Source organism: Sulfitobacter sp. EhC04 (genome assembly GCF_001650875.1).
In the GTDB taxonomy this organism is placed as follows: Bacteria; Pseudomonadota; Alphaproteobacteria; order Rhodobacterales; family Rhodobacteraceae; genus Sulfitobacter.
The window spans coordinates 49,348-68,853 of sequence record NZ_LXYI01000033.1 but is presented as its reverse complement, the minus strand read 5'-3'; the positions used below and the strand labels follow the sequence as shown (position 1 = coordinate 68,853).

Sequence of the window (19,506 nt, the reverse complement as noted above, 5' to 3'; positions counted from 1 at the left end):
GCCACCAGCAGCCCCGCCAGAAAGGCCCCGGCGGTGGCCACCCGCAGGAAACGGGCGTCCCCGATCCCGAAATGCCCCTGCCCGATCATGGCCAATGCCACGCCGCCGCCTGCCGCGCCAATTGCGGTCGCCACGGCGAAGCGCTGTTGTAGTGTCAATGTTGTCATAATGCAGTCTCCTGTTTTGCCCGAACCGGAATAGCCCCGCCCGGTGCAGGTTTTGCCCTCCGGTTGCGCAACTTTCGTGCAGGTCGGCGGAATGTTCTGGGCAAGGTCGGCCCGTCTTGGCATGTTCGGGTACGAAAAGGAGCATCGCGATGAGCTATCCCTACGATCTGGGCCAATATACACGGGCCGTCACCACAGGCTCTGCCGATGCGCAACGCTGGTTTGATCGGGGTCTCAACTGGACCTATGGTTTCAACCACAGGGAGGCGATTGCCTGCTTTGGCAGGGCCGCCGCCGCCGATCCGGCCTGCGCCATGGCCCATTGGGGCCATGCCTATGCCGCCGGGCCGAATTACAACCTGCCCTGGGTCCTGTTCGACAGCAAAGGCCGGGCAGAGGCATTGGCCGAAGCCTATGACGCCACGCAAGCCGCCTTGGCGGTGATTGACCACGCCAGTCCGGTCGAGGCCGCGCTGATCCGGGCGCTGGCTGCCCGCTATCCACAACGCGACCCGGTGGATGACATGGCCCCCTGGGACCGCGCCTTTGCCGATGCCATGTGGACCCTGCATCAGGCCCAGCCGAGTGACCCGGAGATCGCAACCGTCTTTGTCGATGCGCTGATGAACCTGACCCCCTGGGCGATGTGGGACATCGCGGAGGGTGACGTGGCCCCGGATGCCGAAACGCTGGAGGCGCAGGCGGTTCTGGAAACCCAGATGGCCCTGCCCGGCGGCATGACCCATCCGGGCATCCTGCATCTTTATGTCCATCTGATGGAAATGTCGCCCTACCCCGAAAAGGCGCTGAAAGCCTCTGACGTGTTGCGCAGCCTGGTGCCGGATGCAGGCCATCTGGTGCATATGCCCACGCATATCGACGTGCTCTGTGGGGCCTATGAAAACGTGGTGCGCTGGAACCAGCGCGCGATCGAGGCGGATCTGAAATATTACGAGGCCGAAGGCGCGTTCAACATCTACACCGGCTACCGCCAGCACAATTACCACTTTGTCATCAGCGGTGCGCTCTATATGGGGCAGTTCGAACCGGCGATGCGGGCGGTCCGGGGCATGCGCGAGACGACGCCGGATGCATTGTTGCAGATCAAATCGCCCCCGATGGCGGATTTCTTTGAGACCATTCTGGGGATGGAGCCGCATGTGCTGATCCGCTTTGGCATGTGGGAGGATATCCTCAAGCTCGACCTGCCCGACGACACCGACACCTACGTCATGTGCACCGCCTTCATCGAATATGCCAGGGGGCTGGCCTATTCCGCGCTGGGTCATATCGAGGAAGCGGATGCGCAGCTTGACACCTTCCTCGCGGTCAAGGCGCGGGTGCCGGACAGCCGCCTGCTGCACAATGTGCGCGGCGTGGACCTGCTGGAGGTCGCGACGGCGATGCTGGAAGGGGAACTGGCCTACCGCAAGGGCGACTATGGCGTGGCCTTTACCCATCTGCGGCGGGCCGTGTCACTGGACGACGCCCTGCCCTATGACGAACCCTGGGGTTGGATGCAGCCGACCCGCCACGCGCTGGGGGCGCTGCTGTTCGAACAGGGTCACACCGAGGAGGCCGAACAGGTGTTTCGCCAGGATCTGGGGCTGGTCCCCGGCCTGCCCCGCGCCTGCGTGCATCCCGACAATGTCTGGGCGCTGCGCGGGCTTTATGATTGCCTGATTGCCAATGGCAAGACGGACGAGGCCCCGCATGTAAAACTGCGCCTCGACCTCGCAGAGGCGCGCGCGGACCGGCCCATCAAGGCCGCCTGCGGCTGCGCGCAGGTTGCCATCGACGCGATCAGCGCCAGTTAACGGGCCGGGTGACGCAACAAACCCGCTGCCCGACCCTTGCACGTACTCTGGATATGTTGCACCAGAGGCGGGCTGATATTTCCCCCATTCGGGGCGAAGACCGAAAAGGACGAGGACACATGGCTGACGGCGCGCTGGACATCAACACCAAACCCACCGAAGACATCAGCGTCCGCGACGTTTTCGGCATCGACACGGATATGGTTGTCAAAGGCTTCGCCGAGAAGTCGGAGCGGGTGCCGGAATTCGACAGCACCTACAAATTCGACCCCGACACCACGCTGGCGATCCTTGCGGGCTTCAGCCACAACCGCCGGGTGATGATCCAGGGCTATCACGGCACCGGCAAATCGACGCATATCGAACAGGTCGCGGCGCGGCTGAACTGGCCTGCGGTGCGCGTGAACCTCGACAGTCACATCAGCCGGATCGACCTGATCGGCAAGGATGCGATCAAGCTGCGCGATGGCAAGCAGGTTACCGACTTTCAGGAAGGCATTCTGCCCTGGGCACTGCGCAACCCCACCGCCATCGTATTTGACGAATATGACGCGGGCCGCGCCGACGTGATGTTTGTGATCCAGCGGGTGCTGGAAGTGGACGGCAAGCTGACGCTGCTGGACCAGAACCAGGTGATCGAACCGCACCCCTATTTCCGCATCTTCGCCACCGCGAACACTGTGGGTCTCGGCGATACCACCGGGCTTTACCACGGCACCCAGCAGATCAACCAGGGCCAGATGGACCGCTGGTCGCTGGTGGCCACGCTGAACTATCTGTCCATCGACGCTGAAACCGCCATCGTTCTGTCGAAGAACCCGCATTACAACAATGCCGAGGGGCGCAAGACCGTGCGCCAGATGGTCACCGTCGCCGATCTGACCCGCACCGCCTTCATGAACGGGGAACTCTCCACCGTGATGTCGCCGCGTACCGTGATCGCCTGGGCCCAGAATGCCACAATCTTCCGCAACGTAGGCTATGCCTTCCGCCTGTCCTTCCTCAACAAATGTGATGAGCTGGAGCGCCAGACCGTGGCGGAGTTCTATCAGCGCCTGTTCGACGAGGAACTGCCGGAAAGCGCCGCAAGCGTCAGTCTGGGCTGAAGGCGGACAGCGCTGCAATGACCCAGGGATGAAACCCGCCGTTCGGTCAGGCCGCAACGCCCCCCCCTTACAAACACAAAACCACCGCCGCAGATGCGACGGTGGCCTTGTTCAGCAGCAGGGCGCGAGATCGCCCGTCTGCATCAGTCAACAGGCTGGGTCTGGACCTCGCCTTCGGCAGGCATGGAGTCAACCGACCGCTGGGCGGCTGCCATGTCACGCGCGGTGACGAAAGGTTCCGCCGCTTCAAGGTCCGCCTTGGTGGCAGAGCTTGTCAGCGTCACGTTGCCATTCTCGTCCTGCTGGGTGGACAGGCTGTCCAGTTTCACGGCAACCCATTTTTCACCGATCCCCAGGAAGCCACCGACACCGATCACGGCACCTTCAACAGAACCGTCGAGGTTCACGATCAGGTCGTCGATCTCACCGATGCTTTCACCGCTGGCCGAATAGACATTCGAGCCCATCAGGTCGTCCGCAAGGATGGTGTTTTCACCCTGCATGTGGATCTGGCCATCGACAGGTTTTGCTGTCTCTTCAGGTGCAACCTCGGCGGTCTGGTTCGGATCGGCAGCCATGCCGTCATCCGCAGGCACCTGGGCTGTATCCGTTCCGTCGGACTGCGTCGCGTCATCGGCAGGCGCTTCGGCAGTGTCAGAGGCCGCATCATCGGCACCTTCGGCAGGCACATCTGCATCGGCAGTGTCAGATGTCTCGTCCGCCGGAGCTTCGGCATTGTCCTGAGTCAGCGGCTGTTCGGTTGCAGTTGCGGCATCGTCAGCCGGGGCGGTTTCGGTCTGGGCCGCCAGAATGGCAGGTGTCGCAGTCAACGTGGCGATCAGCGCCAGCGTACTCGCATGTTGCTTGAGATTGGTCATGGTTTTTCTCCTCACTTGGTTGCTGACGGGCTGACTGTGCAGCGTGCAGCGCCGGTCCCGTCGTTCTGATCAGCCAATCCGCAAACAGGCGTTTCGGTTCCGGCCGCTTTTTCGGGAACCGGCAGGAATTGGCCCATGCCTGATTGGACGTGGCGCAGGAGGATCAGCTAAACTAACCTGAAATCAATGGGATGCGGTCAAAGGTTTACAGATGCGGAAAACCGCCTACATCAAGGATTTCCCGGCGTATCTGCCCGGAACACCGAAAGGCACCCGGACCGCCGCTCATCCAAATCACCCCATCCAGCGGCCAGGTGCGCGACGGCACGTCATCGGTCTTGTGGTGATGGCGGCCCTTTGGCCCGGCCCCGCGCTGGCCGTGCTGCCTGCCGATGCCGCTGGCTGCGCCGCCTTCTATCTTGCGAATGCGGATGTGGAACGCGACATATTTGACGCCAGGGACGTCGACCGGACCTGGACCAGACAGGCCGACGCCTTTCAGCGGGTCGCGACACGGCTGAACATGCCGCAGGCTGACATCGACGCCATCATCGGGCGGGACAGGCCCCTGTTGCGGCGGATGATCGAAGGCTTCATCCTCGATCTCGACCCCGCATCCAGACGGCTGTTCATCACCCGGTCAGAAACCTGCGACCGCATCGTCGCGACCGCCCCCGAGTTCGAAGCATGGCGCTGACACCTGTGGCATCCCTGCGCCGCTGAACGTCGAAGGGAAAAAAATATCTCCGCAGTGCCGCGCATTTCGGGAAATCCGTCATAAACTTGTTACATGATCTGCTCATGCGCGATTCGGATGGCTGTTATCTGCCTGGCCCTGACCGGCACGGCACAGGCGCTGCCAACCTCCCCCTCTGAACGGGCGATGCTGTTTGCCGCCTGCGCCGGACGCTTTGCCGCGCAGGAGACCTTCTGGGGCCAGCAGCCGCCCGCAGACCGGGACAGCGACACATTCGACACGCTGACCGAAGCCGTGCTGCCCGCCGCGATCGACTATGGCATGCCGCCCGCGGTTGCGCAGAACGCCAAGTTCAATGCATGGCGCGACCATGCCTATCTGCGCAACGATGCGGAATTCTCGCCCGACGATGGCCGCCGCAACCGCGCCCGCGACCGGCTGGCGCGGGAATTGGCGGAATGCAGCGATCTGATCCACTGAAAGCCACGCGGCCCGCTGGTCATCCGATCCCAATCGGCCTAGGTTGCATGGCAGAACAGACCATTGCATGAGTGCCCGATGACCAAATCCGACAACCCCGCCGACGCGTTCAAAAAGGCACTTGCCGAGGCCTCCAAGGTCATGGCGAATGATCCGGACCTGAATGTCAGCTATTCGGTCGATCCCTCCGGCATGTCGGGCGACATGATGCGCCTGCCGCAGGTCAGCCGCCGCATGACCCGCGAAGAGGTGCTGCTGGCGCGCGGCACGGCGGATGCGCTGGCGCTGAACCGGCGCTATCACAACGGCCAGACCCATGCGCGCTACCAGCCGCAGGGCGAAATGGCGCGCGATCTGTATGAGGCGATGGAAACCGCGCGCTGCGAGGCAATGGGCGCGCGCGACATGCCCGGCACGGCGGGCAACATCGACGTCAAGATCAAGCATGACGCGCTGCGCAAGGGCTACGATCAGGCCAAACAGGCCAGCGACGTGCCGCTGGCGACGGCGGCGGGTTACCTGGTGCGGCATCTGGCAACGGGCCGCGACCTGCCTGCGGGTGCGGAAAACGCGATGGAACTCTGGCGCGGCTTTATCGAGGAACAGGCAGGCGGATCGCTTGAGACATTGGGCGACGTGCTGCACGACCAATCCGCCTTTGCCAAATTCGCGCGCAAGATGATCTCGGACCTCGGCTATGGCGACCAGCTGGGCGATGACCCCGACCAGATGGACGAGGATCAGCAGGACGATGCCGAAGAAGGTGCCGAAGAGGAGCAGGACCCCGATTCCACCGGCCAGGACGATCAGGACGAGGATGAAGCCGAGGGCAGCGCCGAACAATCGCAGGAGGATCAGCAGGATGCCTCCGAGGCGCAGGTCAGCATGGACGACATGGCCGATCAGGAAATGGGCGATGAGGCCGAAATGCCCGAGGGCGACGCCCCGATGGAGCCGCCTGCCCCGCAGCCCGTGTCAGACGCCGACCCCAATTACCTTGTCTACCTCGACACCCATGACGAGGTGATCGGGGCAGAGGAACTGGCAGAGCCGGTAGAACTTGAACGCCTGCGTGCCTATCTCGACCAGCAGCTTGACCCGCTGAAGGGCGCTGTCAGCCGTCTGGCCAACAAGCTGCAGCGCCGCCTTCAGGCGCAGCAGAACCGGTCGTGGGAATTTGACCTTGAGGAAGGCACGCTGGACGCGGGCCGTCTTGCCCGTGTGGTGGCCAACCCCACCACGCCGCTGTCCTTCAAGGTCGAGAAGGACACCGAATTCCGCGACACCTGCGTGACGCTTCTGCTCGACAACTCCGGCTCCATGCGGGGGCGACCCATTTCAATCGCTGCGATCTGTGCCGATGTGCTGGCCCGCACGCTGGAGCGGTGCAACGTCAAGGTCGAAATCCTCGGCTTTACCACCCGCGCCTGGAAAGGCGGACAGGCGCGCGAGGCCTGGCTGAACGAGGGCCGCCCGGTGCAACCCGGCCGCCTGAACGACCTGCGCCACATCATCTACAAATCCGCCGATGCGCCCTGGCGCCGGACCCGGTCAAACCTTGGCCTGATGATGAAGGAAGGTTTGCTGAAAGAGAACATCGACGGCGAAGCGCTGGAATGGGCGCACCGCCGCATGATGGCCCGCCACGAGGCGCGCAAGATCCTGATGGTGATTTCCGACGGGGCGCCGGTGGACGATTCCACCCTGAGCGTGAACCCGGCGAATTACCTGGAAAAGCACCTGCGCGACGTGATCGCCATGGTCGAAAAGCGCAAGGTGGTGGAACTGCTGGCCATCGGCATCGGCCATGACGTGACGCGCTATTATGACCGCGCCGTGACGATCACGGATGTGGATCAGCTGGCGGGTGCGATGACCGAGCAGCTGGCCGCGCTGTTTGACAAGGACCCAAGGGCACGGGCGCGTGTCATGGGCATGCGCCGCGCCGGTTGAAGCCGGGTATTTGTGTATTTTGAAGAACAATGAAGGAGCGGGCATGTTCCAGAGTTTCGAGGTCACCGCGCGGCCGGAACAGGGACCGCCCCGGCTGCGGGCGCTACGGGCAGAGATTGCTGCCGAGGGGCTGGCAGGGTTCATCGTGCCCCGTGCGGATGCCCATCAGGGTGAATATGTGGCCCCGCGCGACGACCGGCTGGCCTGGTTGACGGGGTTTACAGGCTCTGCCGGGTTCTGCGCCGTGCTGGCGTCGGTGGCCGGTGTGTTCATCGACGGGCGGTATCGCACCCAGGTCAAGGCGCAGGTCGCCGCCGAGTTTACGCCGGTGCCCTGGCCGGAAACCACGCTGGGGGACTGGCTGCGCCGGGAATTGCCGGATGGTGGCACCGTGGGGTTCGATCCCTGGCTGCATACGCCGGGGCAGATCGCCCAGGTCGAAGAGGCGTTGGGCGGCACCGACGTCACCCTGCGCGCCTGCGACAACCTGGTGGACCGGGTCTGGGCTGATCAGCCCACGCCGCCGATGGGCGCGGCAAAGGTGCATGCCATCGAATTTGCAGGCGAAAGCCATGACGCCAAACGCGCGCGCTTGGCCCAGGCCCTGCGCGAGGCGGGCCACCGCGCCGCTGTCATCACCCTGCCGGACAGTCACAACTGGCTATTGAACATCCGGGGCGCGGACATCGCGCATAACCCTGTCGCCCATGGTTTTGCCATCCTGCATGATAGCGGTCTGGTAGATCTGTTCATGGCACCGTCAAAACTGGACGGCATGGCGGATCATCTGGGGCCTGAGGTTCATCTGCACGGCCCCGGCACCCTGCGCGACCGGCTTGCCGAGCTTGAGGGGCCGGTGCGGCTGGACAAGCAATCGGTGCCTGTCGCCATTGCCGAGGCTTTGGGGGACCGCGGCGTCTGGGGCGATGACCCCTGCGCACTGCCCAAGGCCTGCAAGAACGAGGCAGAGATCGCAGGCTCCGCCGCCGCCCATCTGCGCGATGGTGCGGCCCTGTGCGAGCTCCTGGCCTGGCTTGACGCGCAGCCGGCGGGCAGCGTGACAGAGACCCAGGTGGTGACCGAGCTTGAAGCCAGCCGCCGCCGCGACAATGCCCTGCAGGAAATCAGTTTCGACACCATCGCCGGGACCGGCCCGAACGGGGCGATCATGCATTACCGCGTGACCGAGGAAAGTGATGCCACGCTGGAGGATGGCCAGCTGATCGTGCTGGATTCCGGCGGTCAATATCTGGACGGCACCACCGACATCACCCGGACCATCGCCATCGGCGCACCACCCGAGGAGGCGCGCGCCGCCTTTACCCGTGTGCTCGCCGGTATGATCGCGATGAGCCGCCTGCGCTGGCCCGAGGGGCTGGCCGGATGTCATATCGAAGCGGTAGGCCGCATGCCGCTGTGGCTGGCGGGACAGGATTTCGACCATGGGCTGGGCCATGGCGTGGGGGCCTATCTGAGTGTCCATGAAGGGCCGCAACGCCTGAGCAGGCTCAGCAACACGCCCCTGCAGCCCGGCATGATCCTGAGCAATGAGCCCGGTTACTACCGCGAGGGGGCCTTTGGCATCCGCATCGAAAACCTGCTGGTGGTGCGCGCGGCCCCCGCCCTGCCCGGCGGCGACGATCACCGCGCCATGCTGCACTGGGAAACGCTCAGCTTTGCGCCGATCGACCGCCGCCTGATCGTGCCGGAGATGCTGGAACCTGCGCATATCGCCTGGCTGAACGCCTATCACGCCGCGGTTGCAGAAAAAATCGGGCCGCGGGTATCGCCTGTCACAAAACTATGGTTGGATGCCGCCACCGCACCTCTTTGAGGGGGCGCGGAACGAGGGGAAAGCGATGTCAGACCATATCAAGATCACCAAGGCAGATGGCACCTGGAGCGTCCGCGCGGGCGGTGCCGTGTTGGGCGAAAGCAGCAATGCGCTGGAACTGGCGGAGGGGGATTATCCCCCGGTGATCTATTTCCCCCGTGGTGACATCGCGATGGCCTTTCTCGACCGGACGGATCACACAACCCATTGCCCGCACAAGGGCGACGCGGTCTATTATTCCGTGGTGACCAAGAGCCGGACTCTGGAAAACGCGGTCTGGTCCTATGAAGCGCCCAAGGATGCGGTGGCCGAGATCAAGGATCATCTTGCCTTTTACCCCCTGGACGAGATCACCGTCGAACAGATCTGACCACCGGCAGCGTGTGGCAGAGGGACGTCTGACGATCCTTGCGGTCATATTGTCGGCTGCGATCTGGAACGGGAAAGCCGGATCGGCCAGGGCTGCATGACGCGCGAAACAGGCGCTATCGGGGCCAAATGCGCCTCGTTCCAGAACATGAAAACGGCGCGAGGACCCCTCGCGCCGCATTTTTTCCGCCGGTCGCCTTAGGGTCAGGCGGCAGGTGTGACCGGCGTTTCTGGCACTGTCGGAGGCGGCAGCGGGGTCGAGACCTGGACCACATTGGCCAGCCAGTTGGTGTCCGCCGCCAGCGCGGTGGCGCTGGTGTTCTGCAGAACCGCGCAGACCACCCCGTCGAACACCACCTCGGTATCGGTGCCATTGGTCGCCGCACGGATGTCCAGGCGGCTGTCGTCGGCCTCGATGCTCAGCGGGTCGCCCTGGCTTTGCGCCAGCATCAGCACGTCCTCTTCCGGGTCGAAATCGGTCACCACGATGGCGGCCTCTCCGGTCTGGTCGAACCCCAGCGCCTCGATGATGTCGGCACCTGCCCCGCCGGTGACGGTGTCACCGTCGTTGGCGCGGATCAGATCGTCATTGTTGCCGCCGTTCAGCACATCGGATGCTTCATCGCTCAGGCCGGGGATCTCCGTGCCGTTGGTCGGTGTGCGGTAGCCGATGATGGTATCCTGGCCAGCACCCCCCAGGACGGTATCCGCACCCAGGCCACCTTCCAGCACGTCATTGCCCAGTTCACCGGCAATGAAATCATCACCGCGCCCGCCATAAATGGTGTCACTTTGAGCGCCACCCGACAGGCTGTCGTCGCCACTGTCGCCAAGAATCGCATCCGCACCAAAGCCGCCGTTGATCGTGTCGTCCCCATCGCGGCCCTGCAGGGTGTCCGCGCCCTGGCGCCCGTCGATCAGGTCGTCGCCGCCTCCTGCGTTGATCCTGTCGTCGCCAGCGGAACCGTCAAGCGTGTCATCCCCGCCATAACCGTTGAGCACGTCATCCCCCGCGCCTGCACGGAACAGATCGTCGCCGCCGGTGCCGATATAGACGTCATCGCCCGAGGTCCCTTCGGTCACCGGACCGTCCGGTGTTTCCGGTGTTTCGGGTTCTTCCGGTGTTTCCGGCGTTTCTGTTACCGGGGTTTCATCATCGTCATCGTTGAAAATGGAGCCGATCAGGCCCAGCCCCAAAAGAGGTAAAAGAATATAGGCCAGCATGGCAAAACGCTCCTTAAATTTGACACATTTCAAAGAATAAGAATTTGTTAACCTTTTAAGGAAGCCCCAAATTTCAATGCTTTCCGCCCATTGGTCCGATTGCGGAAACAATGCCGTGCGACCCGGCGAATTTGCACGAAATTTGAAACGCTTAGCTGTGTTCTTCGGCTGCGGTTGCGGCCAGCGCACGGTTATAGGCTTTCAGCGCATCGACATGGAACAGGGCCCCCAACAATTCTGGAGTAGTATCGACCGAGAGCGACACAACCGGAATAAAGCGTGCGCCGGAACTCTCGAATACCGGCATCGCTGATTCGAGGGTCGCCGTGGCGTCGATATAGGTGCCTTCGTCGATCAATGCCCAGCATTGATCACTGTCTGCCGCGCGCGGATCGTCAGGCCGTCGCATGATCCGGGCGGCCGTGAACATCGACAGCAAATAGGCCTGCGGCCCGGCGGCCAGATGGATGCCCCGCCGCTCGATCTGGGTCAGGAAAAAACTGCGGTCCACCAGACGGCTGCCCAGAGCCGTGGACATGCTGACCGCAACCATGACCGCCAGGCCGGTCTGCCAGTCCCCGGTCATCTCGAACACGATCAGCGTTGTCGAAATCGGCGCGCCCAGCACGGCGGCGGCCACCGCCCCCATGCCCGCCAGCGCATAGAGTGTCGAAGACCCCGAAACATCGGGAAAGACCCCGGTGGCGATCAGGCCGAATCCCAGCCCGGTCAGCGCCCCGATCATCAGCGAGGGGGAAAACACCCCGCCAGCCATCCGCCCCCCAAGGGTGATGGCGACAGCCGCCACCTTGAGCACGGCGAATACGATCACCTCGTTCAGGGCCAGCGATCCGGTCAGCGCCAGCGAGGTCGTCTCGTAGCCGACGCCGATGATATGGGGGAACCAAAGCGCAATCACGCCCAGCATCAACCCGGCCACCATCGGCCGCAGCCAGCGCGGCAGATGGGTGCGCCCCTGCAGGTAATTTCCGAAATCCTCGGCCCAGAAGATGCTGCGCATCAGCGCCACGGCGACAAGGCCACAGGTCAGGCCCAGCAGCAGGAACGCGGGCAATTCGACGTAGAACTGCAAATCGCCATAGGTCGGCAGGGTAAATTCGGTGACCCCGCCGAACTCCAGCCGGTTGATCACGGTGCCCGCTGCCGATGCGATCACGATGGGGGCAAAGGCATGGACGGCAAAGTGGCGCAACACCACCTCCAGCGCGAACAGCGCCCCCGCGATCGGCGCGTTGAAACTGGCCGACACCGCCGCTGCCACGGCACAGCCCAGCAGGTCGCGCCCGTTGACGCCGTCGGCATGGATCAACCGGCAGATCTTGGTCGAGATGACGGCGGCCAAATGAACCACCGGCCCCTCGCGCCCGGACGACCCACCCGTGCTGAGCGTGATCCATGACGCAACCGCAGAGGCCAGCCCGGCGCGGGTTTCCACCCGCCCTTCATGCAGCGCGGCCCCAAGGATGACATCGCCCACCGTCCGGGCCCGCGCGTCTGGGGTGAAGTGATGCAGGATCAGCCCGACAATCAGCCCGCCGATGGCCGGGATCAGAACAACCCAGTACCAGTCCAGCCCGGTAATGAAACTGTGAAGCGAATTGACATCTTCGGTGCCGTAAAGAGTGGCCTGTAACCAGTTGATACCTTTTCGAAAAAGAAGTGCAGCAAACCCCGCCGCGACCCCGATCACAAGGGCGATGAACCAGAATTGCACCTTGCCCGGTCCCTGTTGTTTCAGCACCTTCCAGCCATGGCGGCAGGCATTTGTGGCCCCGCTGATCTGGCCGGAAACAAAAGACTCTTCCGGCCCGCTCATGACAGCCTCCGCAGGCCCGGTGTGCGCTGCCCGGCCCCGGCAGGGGCGGCGGGCCACAAGGGCCTGAGAGAGGCACCGGGCAAAGCCACTACCCCGCCAACAAAGCCTCTGCCGCCGCGCGGGCCGCATCGGTGACCTGATCCCCCGACAACATCCGCGCGACCTCGTCCACCCGTTCCGGCGGGCTGAGCGGCACCACCGTCGAGGTGGTCATGCCCTTGCTGACAGCCTTGGCCACGCGCCAATGATGCGCCCCCAGTGCGGCGACCTGCGGCGAATGGGTCACCACCAGCACCTGCCCCTCGGCCGCCAGCGCCGACAGCCGCCGACCCACGGCATCCGCTGTCGCCCCGCCCACGCCGCGGTCAATCTCGTCGAAAATCAGGGTCAGGCCCGATTGCCCCTGGGTCAGGCAGACCTTGAGCGCCAGCAAAAAGCGGCTGAGTTCACCACCGGACGCGATTTTGCCCAGTGGCCCGGCGGGCGCGCCGGGGTTGGTGGCCACGGTGAATGAGACCGTATCACGTCCCTCGGGGCCTGGGTCCTCGGCCTCGATCCGGGTTTCAAAAACCGCGCGTTCCATTTTCAGCGGTGCCAGTTCAGCGGTCACCGCCTTGTCCAGCTTGCGGGCGGCCTTTGCCCTAGCGGCGCTCAGGGCATCGGCTGCACCGTCATAACCCGCTTGTGCTTCACGCACCGCCTGTTCCAGTTCCGCCTGTGCCGCCTCGCCCGCATCCAGCGCGTCGAGCTTGGCGCGCAGCGTGCCTGCGAAACCGGCCAGATCGTCGGGGGCCACGTCATGTTTGCGCGCCAAGGCGCGGATTGCGAACAGCCGTTCCTCGGTTTCTTCCAGTTCCAGCGGGTTGAACGACATCTGGTCGATGGCATCGGCCACGCCTGACATCGCCTCGTCCAGTTCCACCATGGCGCGGTTCAGCGCAGCCATCGGGGCCTCCAGCGCGCCCTCGGCACGGGCCGCCGCCCCATCCAGCCAGCGCAGCGCATCGCCAAGCTGCTGTTCCGCCCCGTTCTGGCCCATGATCTCATAGGCGTTGACCACATCGGCGCGAATTTTCTCTGCCCCCTGCATCAGGCGGCGCTTTGTATCCAGCGTGGCTTCCTCGCCCTCCTGCGGATCAAGCTTGTCCAGTTCGGCAACCGCGTGGCGCAGAAACTCCTCCTCCGCCGCGATGGCATCGCGTTCGGCTGCGGCCTTCTGCGCCGCCTTGCGTGCCGCCGACAGGGCCGACCAGGCCCGGCGCGTGCGCGTGATCGCATCGCCGTTTCCGGCAAAATCGTCCAGGATGCTGCGGTGGCCGCGCGGGTTCAGCAAACCCCGGTCATCGTGCTGGCCATGCAGTTCCACCAGCGTGTCGGACAGCGCGCGCAGCACCTCGCCCGAACAGCGGCGGTCATTGACCCAGGCGGTCTTGCGCCCGTCAGAGCTGTTGATGCGCCTCAGGATCAGCTCATCCCCGGCGGGCAGGCCCGCCTCTTCCAGTACCGCATGTGCGGGATGTCCCGGCGGCAGATCGAACCAGGCGGTCACCTCGCCCTGTTCTGCCCCCTGCCGGACCAGATCGGCACGCCCGCGCCAGCCCAGCACAAACCCCAGACTGTCAAGCAGGATGGACTTGCCCGCCCCGGTTTCGCCGGTCAGCACGTTAAGACCCGGCTGAAACCCAAGCTCCAGCCGGTCGATGATCAGCATATCCGAAATATCGAGTCCGCGCAGCATGACAGCTTTCCGATGGGCCGGTGGTTATCCCACCTTGCTTACAACCACTCGCCCTTGATGGTCTGCCGGTAAATCGCGCCCAGCCAGTTGTTCTTGTAAAACTTCGGCTCCAGCCCCTGCCCGGTCAACAGCTTGTAGCTGTCCTCGTACCAGTCGCTGCCCCGGAAGTTATGTCCAAGGATCGCACCGGCGGTCTGCGCCTCGCGGGTCAGGCCCAGCGACAGGTATGCTTCGACCAGACGGTGCAGCGCTTCGGCGGTGTGGCTGGTGGTCTGGAAATCCTCGACCACCACGCGGAACCGGTTGATCGCCGCCGTATAGTGGTTACGCCGCAGATAATAGCGGCCGATTTCCATTTCCTTGCCTGCAAGATGGTCAAAGGCCAGGTCAAACTTGAGAATCGCCGCCTTGGCATATTCGCTGTCGGGATAGCGTTCGATCACGTCGCGCAGCGATTGCAACGCCTGAAACGTCAGGCCCTGGTCGCGGCCAACTTCGTCGATCTGGTCATAATAGCTGAGCGCCAGCAGGTACTGGGCATAGGCCGCATCGTCATCGTCGGGGTAAAAGTCGATGAACCGCTGCGCGGCGGACCGGCTGTTGGGGTAATCCTGATCCTGGTGATAGGAAAACGCCTGCATGATCAGCGCCCGCTTGGCCCATTCGGAATAGGGATAAAGCCGCTCGATCTCGGCAAAATAGAACGCCGCTTCCTCGGGCTGGCGGCGGTTCAGTTCGAATTCGCCGCGTTCGAAAATCTGCTCCGCCGAGTAGGTTTCAAGCGGGATCTCCTGCGGATTGAAGAAATTCTTGGTAAAGCGGCCCGTATCCTGGTTGCCACAGGCCCCCAGGGCGGCAACGACAAGCACGGTGCCGATCATGCGCTTGCGCGACATCGTTCGAGACATGCGTTACCCCCTTCGTCCGGTCCTGGCGAGGGTCCTGCGACCCCTGTTAAGCATCTGACTATCACAATATTTTGCGATGCAAAACTTCGTTTCCACGCTTTGTAGCAAGGTGGCGTTCAAAAGTTGCACAACAAGTGCGCCAGATGGCGTTGCATCGGAAATACAGCGCCTTGTAGCATGATTCAATGGGGGTAAATCGACTTAGGCGACTTGCGGAATCTCGTCCCAGACAAGGCCATAGCCGGGCAGCCGGGCCGCCATGGTCGGATCGCATGTCACCAGCCGAACCGCGTCCGGCGTGGCAAACAGCGCGCGCAGCAGCGTGTTGGTGAGCGAATGGCCCGCGCGGTAGCCCGTGTAATGGCCCAGCAGCGGCGCACCGGCCAGCGCCAGGTCGCCTAGGGCATCCAGCATCTTGTGACGCACAGGTTCGTCCGCATAGCGCAGCCCGCCCGGCGTCAGGATCGCGGCACCATCGACCACCACGGCATTTTCCGCCGTGCCGCCCAGCGCCAGCCCGTTGGCGTGCATCGCCTCGACATCCGCACGACGGCAGAAGGTGCGGCTGTCACACAGCTCGCGGGCAAAGGAGCCGTTGTTCATCACCAGTGTCTTTTGCTGATGCCCGATTGCCGCATCGGCAAAGTCGATCTCGAAATCAATGCGCAGCGTATCGGCGGGTGCCAGTGTTGCACGCGCTTCGCCATCGGTCACGGTGACCTCCTTGAGAACCTCAAAGGCCATGACCGGGGCAGCCAGCACACGGATGCCACGCTGCATGAAACCGCGCACAAATTGCACGGCGGACCCATCGAGGATCGGCACTTCGGGGCCGTCAATCTCGATCAGGGCGTTGTGAATGCCACAGCCCGCAAGTGCGGCCATGATATGTTCAACGGTCGAGACATGCAGCCCGGCGGCATTTTCCAGCTTTGTACAGAGAGGCGAGCGGTTGACCGCATCCCAGCGCGCCGGGATCATCCGGTCACCCAGGGCGATGTCGGTCCGCTTGAACCAGATGCCGTGATGCGCGCTGGCGGGATTCACGGTCACCGTCGCGGGCGCACCGGAGTGCAGGCCATGGCCACCGAAGGAGATCGGAGATTTGATGGTTGTTTGCACGGGCTCGTCCTCAGGGTTCATAGATCACTGTCTAAGTTGAACTCACAACTAGGGATGCCGTTCGGTACACTCAACTCAATCTTTGCAACCGACTGAAACATGTCTGTCACAATTGGGCGCAAACGTGCTGGGGTGTCTGCAATGTGCTGATAACAAAAGAAAAAGGCCGCCAATTGGCGGCCCGCTTCGTCACATGATGTGAGGTCTCAGTTTGCCTGACGGCGCAGGAACGCGGGAATTTCGATGCGTTCCTGGTCCGGATCGGCCTCTTGCGAGGGCTGAGGTGCCGCCGATGCGCTGCGCTGCGGTGCCTGCTGGACCGGGGGCTGCTGGCGCACCGGGCGCTGCTGCGGCTGCGCCTGGGCTTCGCCTTCGCCATGGCCGGTCATGCGGTTGATCAGGGAGTTGATGCCGAAACGTGGCTTGTCCTGACCGCCCTGCCCGGCTGGTGCGGCTTGCTGCGGGCGCTGCTGCTGTGCTGCGGCGCGGGGCTGCTGCTCCGGGTTGGCCTTTTGCGCGGCGGCGCGCAGACGGGCCAGCGCCTCTGGCGACGGGGTGCCGGGTGCGGGCGCGCGGGGCGCGACATAGCTTTCCGCCTCGGCTTCCGCCTCGATGCTGTCTTCCTCCTGGCGCGGCTCGAAAGCGGCAACCTGCGGCTGATAGGCGGGTGCTGGCAGTCCGTCGTCTTCCTCGGCAACATCTTCGGCAAAGATGTCCTCGGCCTGTTCCTCGGCGGCGACACGCTGCACGTCCATGTCATTGAACAGCGGTTGCTGGTCTTCCTGCGCCACAGAGGCGGCGGCAGCGGCAACCGGTGCTTCTTCGGTCACGGCCTGCGGCTTCAGCGGCTGGCTCATGGAGCGGCGCGGCACCGGCATTTCGGTGTTCACATCGGTCGCGTCGATCCCTGTCGCCACAACGCTGACGCGCATCACACCGCCCATGCCCTCGTCCATGGTGGACCCGACAATGATATTGGCTTCGGGGTCCACTTCCTCGCGGATGCGGTTCGCGGCCTCGTCCAGTTCGAACAGGGTCAGGTCGGCACCACCGGTGATGTTGATCAGCACGCCCTTGGCACCGCGCAGGCTGATTTCGTCCAGCAGCGGATTTGCGATGGCCTTTTCGGCGGCCTGGATGGCGCGATCTTCGCCTTCGGCCTCGCCGGTGCCCATCATCGCCTTGCCCATCTCGTCCATCACGGCGCGCACGTCGGCAAAGTCGAGGTTGATCAGGCCGGGGCGGACCATCAGGTCGGTCACGCCCTTGACGCCCTGATACAACACGTCATCGGCCATCGAGAAGGCTTCGGTGAATGTGGTCTTCTCATTCGCGAGGCGGAACAGGTTCTGGTTCGGAATGATGATCAGCGTATCGACGACCTTTTGCAGCGCCTCGACGCCGTCCTCGGCCTGGCGCATCCGCTTGGCACCCTCGAACTGGAAGGGCTTGGTCACGACGCCGACGGTCAGCACGCCCAATTCGCGGGCGGCCTGTGCGATGATCGGGGCGGCCCCCGTCCCGGTGCCGCCGCCCATCCCGGCGGTGATAAAGCACATATGCGCGCCCGCCAGGTGATCCACGATCTGTTCAATTGATTCTTCGGCGGCCGCAGCACCGACAGAGGCGCGTGCGCCCGCGCCCAGACCCTCGGTCACTTTGATGCCAAGCTGCACCTTGTTCTCTGCGCGGGCCTGCTGCAACGCCTGGGCGTCCGTATTGGCCACGACGAAATCCACGCCATCCAGTTGTTTTTCGATCATATTATTGACCGCGTTACCACCAGCGCCGCCAACACCGAAAACGGTGATGCGAGGTTTCAGATCGTCCTGTCCGGGCATAGAAAGGTTCAGTGTCATGTGCTGTCCGCCTGTTTTTTAGCCCACGTCCCATGAGCGCTTCTTCGTCATAAATTCAGGCGATCTTAACGGTTTGAGGCCGTATCGTCACCTATAAAACACCATAATCACGCAACATATGGGCAATTTCTTGCTGATTTTGCCCTTATGTCGGTCCCGCCACTCCATATTGCGATCACCAGTTGTCACGGAACCATTTGACCGCCCGTTTGAGCGACCGTGCCGGGTATCTGTCGGCAGGAATGTCAAAGTCCCACCATTCGTCCTGTGGATGCGCCGCAAAGAGCGACAGCCCCACCGCGCTGGCAAAGCCGGGGCCCGTCGCCGCCTGGGGCAGACCATGCACCCGCAGGGGGCGACCCAGCCGCACCTGCTGGCCCAGGATCTTGCTGGCCAGCCCATCCAGACCCGGAATCTGACTGCCGCCGCCGGTGAGTACAATCTGTTGGCTGGGCAAGTGGTCGAAACCGGCGGCATCCAGCCGCACCCGGACCTCTTCCAGAATTTCCTCGACCCTTGGCCGCATGATGCCGATCAGCTCGGCCCGGCTGGCGGTGCGGCGGTCATGTTCATAATCGCCGGTCTCGCCGCCGATCTCGATCATCTCGCGGTCGTCCATCCCGGTGGCATGCACGCCACCATAGAAGGTCTTGATCCGTTCGGCGTTTGCGGTCGGCACCTGCAACCCCATGGAAATATCCGAGGTCACGTGATCCCCGCCCATGCGCACGCAATCGGCATAGATCATGTGTTTCTTGATAAAGATCGACACCCCGGTCGATCCGCCGCCCATGTCGATACAGGCCGCACCCAGCTCCTGCTCGTCCTCCACCAGCGAGGAAATGCCCGAGACATAGGCCGAGTTCGCGATACCGGCCAGTTCCAGATCGCAGCGCTTGATGCAATGCGCGAGGTGCTGAATGGCGGCGGCATCGACCGTCAGCATATGCATGTCCACCGACAGGCTGTTGCCCAACTGGCCACGCGGGTCAATCAGCCCGGACCGGTGGTCCAGTGCAAAGTTCACCGGCTGCGCATGCAGCACTTCGCGGTCCTCGCCGTATTCAGGCACATCGCAATTGGCCAGCACCTGGGCCACGTCCTGTTCGGTCACGGCCTGACCGTCGAGGTCGATCTGCGCATCCAGCCCGTAGCTGCGCGGCTCTGCCCCCGAGAAACAGGCAATGACGTGATCGACGCGAATGCCGGCCATCTTCTGCGCCGCCTGCAGGGCGGTGCGGATGGCGCGCTCGGTCTCGCTCATCACGCAGATTTCGCCAAAACGAACACCGCGCGACCGGGTTGTGGCCGCACCAATGACGCGGAACCCCGACTGCCCGGCCAGCGACCCGATCTCGCCCTCTTCGCCCAGCTCGCCACTGCCGTCGAAACGCAGCACAAGGCAGGCGATCTTGGAACTGCCCACATCGAGAATGGCCACCACGCCCCGCTGCATCGCAACCCTGCGCATATTCCGCATCGAGCGTTGACTGTCGTAAAGGTCCATCATCGTGTCA

Annotated in this window: 15 protein-coding genes; 7 read left to right on the top strand and 8 right to left on the bottom strand. The window is 63.5% G+C overall.

What is annotated here, in order from left to right; translation table 11 throughout:
• Window positions 1–316 precede the first annotated feature (316 nt).
• Both A8B82_RS14840 and cobS read left to right on the top strand, forming a co-directional pair.
• Window positions 317–1,984 carry a hypothetical protein gene (locus tag A8B82_RS14840; RefSeq protein ID WP_067293963.1) on the top strand — a complete coding sequence of 556 codons (1,668 nt, stop codon included), beginning with the start codon at window positions 317–319 and terminating at the stop codon, window positions 1,982–1,984.
• Window positions 1,985–2,103: 119 nt separating this feature from the next.
• The gene (gene cobS / locus A8B82_RS14835) at window positions 2,104–3,090 is read left to right on the top strand and encodes a cobaltochelatase subunit CobS (protein ID WP_067293960.1); all 987 of its coding nucleotides are present in this window, start codon (window positions 2,104–2,106) and stop codon (window positions 3,088–3,090) included.
• Between the two features lie 143 nt (window positions 3,091–3,233).
• Here the strand turns inward: cobS and A8B82_RS14830 are convergent, their stop codons facing one another.
• A complete protein-coding gene (locus A8B82_RS14830) occupies window positions 3,234–3,968 on the bottom strand; it encodes a PRC-barrel domain-containing protein (protein ID WP_067293957.1) in 735 nt (244 codons plus the stop codon).
• Window positions 3,969–4,179: 211 nt separating this feature from the next.
• Here A8B82_RS14830 and A8B82_RS24205 point away from each other — a divergent pair, with 211 nt between their 5' ends.
• From A8B82_RS24205 to A8B82_RS14805, 5 genes are all read left to right on the top strand, one after another.
• Complete coding sequence (locus A8B82_RS24205) at window positions 4,180–4,665, top strand: hypothetical protein (RefSeq protein WP_067293954.1); 486 nt, start codon at window positions 4,180–4,182, stop codon at window positions 4,663–4,665.
• A 117-nt stretch (window positions 4,666–4,782) separates the two neighbouring features.
• Entirely contained in the window at window positions 4,783–5,145 is a 363-nt protein-coding gene (locus tag A8B82_RS14820; RefSeq protein ID WP_067293952.1) for a hypothetical protein, read from the top strand.
• 78 nt (window positions 5,146–5,223) lie between these two features.
• A complete protein-coding gene (gene cobT, locus A8B82_RS14815) occupies window positions 5,224–7,098 on the top strand; it encodes a cobaltochelatase subunit CobT (protein WP_067293950.1) in 1,875 nt (624 codons plus the stop codon).
• 43 nt (window positions 7,099–7,141) lie between these two features.
• Window positions 7,142–8,932, top strand: coding sequence for an aminopeptidase P family protein (locus A8B82_RS14810; protein WP_067293947.1), 1,791 nt, complete (start codon window positions 7,142–7,144; stop codon window positions 8,930–8,932).
• Window positions 8,933–8,957: 25 nt separating this feature from the next.
• Window positions 8,958–9,302 carry a DUF427 domain-containing protein gene (locus A8B82_RS14805; RefSeq protein WP_067293945.1) on the top strand — a complete coding sequence of 115 codons (345 nt, stop codon included), beginning with the start codon at window positions 8,958–8,960 and terminating at the stop codon, window positions 9,300–9,302.
• 203 nt (window positions 9,303–9,505) lie between these two features.
• Here A8B82_RS14805 and A8B82_RS14800 read toward each other — a convergent pair whose 3' ends face one another.
• From A8B82_RS14800 to ftsA, 7 genes are all read right to left on the bottom strand, one after another.
• Window positions 9,506–10,525, bottom strand: coding sequence for a calcium-binding protein (locus A8B82_RS14800; protein ID WP_067293943.1), 1,020 nt, complete (start codon window positions 10,523–10,525; stop codon window positions 9,506–9,508).
• Window positions 10,526–10,676: 151 nt separating this feature from the next.
• Window positions 10,677–12,362, bottom strand: coding sequence for a chloride channel protein (locus tag A8B82_RS14795; protein ID WP_067293941.1), 1,686 nt, complete (start codon window positions 12,360–12,362; stop codon window positions 10,677–10,679).
• An 88-nt stretch (window positions 12,363–12,450) separates the two neighbouring features.
• Entirely contained in the window at window positions 12,451–14,100 is a 1,650-nt protein-coding gene (gene recN, locus A8B82_RS14790; protein WP_067293938.1) for a DNA repair protein RecN, read from the bottom strand.
• 38 nt (window positions 14,101–14,138) lie between these two features.
• Window positions 14,139–15,008: an outer membrane protein assembly factor BamD gene (locus tag A8B82_RS14785; protein ID WP_067293936.1), complete on the bottom strand. Its 870-nt coding sequence runs from the start codon at window positions 15,006–15,008 to the stop codon at window positions 14,139–14,141.
• A gap of 201 nt (window positions 15,009–15,209) precedes the next feature.
• Window positions 15,210–16,130, bottom strand: coding sequence for a UDP-3-O-acyl-N-acetylglucosamine deacetylase (lpxC, locus tag A8B82_RS14780; protein WP_067293973.1), 921 nt, complete (start codon window positions 16,128–16,130; stop codon window positions 15,210–15,212).
• 206 nt (window positions 16,131–16,336) lie between these two features.
• Window positions 16,337–17,989 carry a cell division protein FtsZ gene (gene ftsZ / locus A8B82_RS14775; protein ID WP_067293934.1) on the bottom strand — a complete coding sequence of 551 codons (1,653 nt, stop codon included), beginning with the start codon at window positions 17,987–17,989 and terminating at the stop codon, window positions 16,337–16,339.
• A 175-nt stretch (window positions 17,990–18,164) separates the two neighbouring features.
• Complete coding sequence (gene ftsA / locus A8B82_RS14770) at window positions 18,165–19,499, bottom strand: cell division protein FtsA (protein ID WP_201120831.1); 1,335 nt, start codon at window positions 19,497–19,499, stop codon at window positions 18,165–18,167.
• Between the last annotated feature and the right edge of the window lie 7 nt (window positions 19,500–19,506).

What these genes read in the sequence shown, in the direction of transcription:
- A8B82_RS14830 (WP_067293957.1), bottom strand. Translation starts at nt 3,968, where the DNA reads ATGACCAATCTCAAGCAACATGCGAGTACGCTGGCGCTGATCGCCACG.
- cobT (WP_067293950.1), top strand. Translation starts at nt 5,224, where the DNA reads ATGACCAAATCCGACAACCCCGCCGACGCGTTCAAAAAGGCACTTGCC.
- ftsA (WP_201120831.1), bottom strand. Translation starts at nt 19,499, where the DNA reads ATGATGGACCTTTACGACAGTCAACGCTCGATGCGGAATATGCGCAGG.
- A8B82_RS14795 (WP_067293941.1), bottom strand. Translation starts at nt 12,362, where the DNA reads ATGAGCGGGCCGGAAGAGTCTTTTGTTTCCGGCCAGATCAGCGGGGCC.
- A8B82_RS14800 (WP_067293943.1), bottom strand. Translation starts at nt 10,525, where the DNA reads ATGCTGGCCTATATTCTTTTACCTCTTTTGGGGCTGGGCCTGATCGGC.
- A8B82_RS14810 (WP_067293947.1), top strand. Translation starts at nt 7,142, where the DNA reads ATGTTCCAGAGTTTCGAGGTCACCGCGCGGCCGGAACAGGGACCGCCC.
- A8B82_RS14805 (WP_067293945.1), top strand. Translation starts at nt 8,958, where the DNA reads ATGTCAGACCATATCAAGATCACCAAGGCAGATGGCACCTGGAGCGTC.
- ftsZ (WP_067293934.1), bottom strand. Translation starts at nt 17,989, where the DNA reads ATGACACTGAACCTTTCTATGCCCGGACAGGACGATCTGAAACCTCGC.
- A8B82_RS14785 (WP_067293936.1), bottom strand. Translation starts at nt 15,008, where the DNA reads ATGTCTCGAACGATGTCGCGCAAGCGCATGATCGGCACCGTGCTTGTC.
- A8B82_RS14820 (WP_067293952.1), top strand. Translation starts at nt 4,783, where the DNA reads ATGGCTGTTATCTGCCTGGCCCTGACCGGCACGGCACAGGCGCTGCCA.
- A8B82_RS14840 (WP_067293963.1), top strand. Translation starts at nt 317, where the DNA reads ATGAGCTATCCCTACGATCTGGGCCAATATACACGGGCCGTCACCACA.
- cobS (WP_067293960.1), top strand. Translation starts at nt 2,104, where the DNA reads ATGGCTGACGGCGCGCTGGACATCAACACCAAACCCACCGAAGACATC.
- A8B82_RS24205 (WP_067293954.1), top strand. Translation starts at nt 4,180, where the DNA reads ATGCGGAAAACCGCCTACATCAAGGATTTCCCGGCGTATCTGCCCGGA.
- recN (WP_067293938.1), bottom strand. Translation starts at nt 14,100, where the DNA reads ATGCTGCGCGGACTCGATATTTCGGATATGCTGATCATCGACCGGCTG.